The sequence below is a fragment of the Micromonospora sp. SYSU B005 genome (assembly GCF_055362685.1).
Genome location: NZ_JAXCFU010000063.1, coordinates 1 through 880, shown reverse-complemented (window position 1 = coordinate 880; position 880 = coordinate 1). Strand labels below are relative to the sequence as shown.

Annotated in this window: 1 protein-coding gene; it reads left to right on the top strand. The window is 60.6% G+C overall.

The window, feature by feature from the left end:
• The first annotated feature begins 400 nt into the window (after positions 1 to 400).
• The gene (locus SM452_RS30375; RefSeq protein WP_463841223.1) at positions 401 to 796 is read left to right on the top strand and encodes a peptidase inhibitor family I36 protein; all 396 of its coding nucleotides are present in this window, start codon (positions 401 to 403) and stop codon (positions 794 to 796) included.
• The last annotated feature ends 84 nt before the right edge of the window (positions 797 to 880 follow it).

The window sequence follows — 880 nt, the reverse complement described above, 5'->3', positions numbered from 1 at the left end:
CGACTGCTGTCCTACCGGGAGCTTCGTCCTATCCGGACAATCGACACGCCGCCCCCGCCTACCTGGTCAACCGCCCTTGATCACGATGAAAAGAGCTCATTGACCTCGGCACTGCTACATCCACGGGGGATACGTTGAGCAGACGTTGCCGCATTGATCGGCTCGACCATATGGCGACTCCTGGGCATGTGCCCAGCATCGGCTTCGACCGGCACGAGACCGCCAATCTTCGCCGCTAGCCCTGCCCCGAATCTCCACCCGAGTCAAGGGCACCTCACCTTTCGGCTTACCGAATGTTGACTGCAGCAGCGTTCGGCACGCTCTGAGGCGCGAGAAATAGGTTTTAGTCGAAGGTGGATGGCGGGCAACGCCCCTCTCCACTTACAGCAGAAGGAGCGACATGTCGCACCGTGTCAAGCGGCTCTTGGCCGCCACCTCAACAGGAATCGTCCTCGGTGTGGCCGGGTTCGCTGTCCCGGCGTACGCCGCGGGAACCTGTTCCAGCGGCCGGATCTGCATGTGGGAAGACTTCGGATACACCGGCAGCAAGTACGTGGACTACGTCCCGGGCACCATCTCGAATGACCGGTACGAGATCAACGGATTCAACGGGGACAACGAGATCAGCTCGGTTATCAACAACACCAGCAAGTGCGCGGTGCTGTACGACAACGACGGCTTCTCGGGCACCCGTATCACCATCTCGAAGAACACCTCCGTGAGCAACCTGCGCACGTTCGCGAACTTCGACAACGAGGCGGAAAGCTTCGCACTGGTGAGCTGCTACAGAGGTTGAAAGGCTGACGTCCGTCGGCGTGTCTGCGTGATCTGGGTCGATGTGGGCGGTAGGTCGGAGGCATGAGGTATCCGGCTGGTGGTG

What these genes read in the sequence shown, in the direction of transcription:
- SM452_RS30375 (WP_463841223.1), top strand. Translation starts at nt 401, where the DNA reads ATGTCGCACCGTGTCAAGCGGCTCTTGGCCGCCACCTCAACAGGAATC.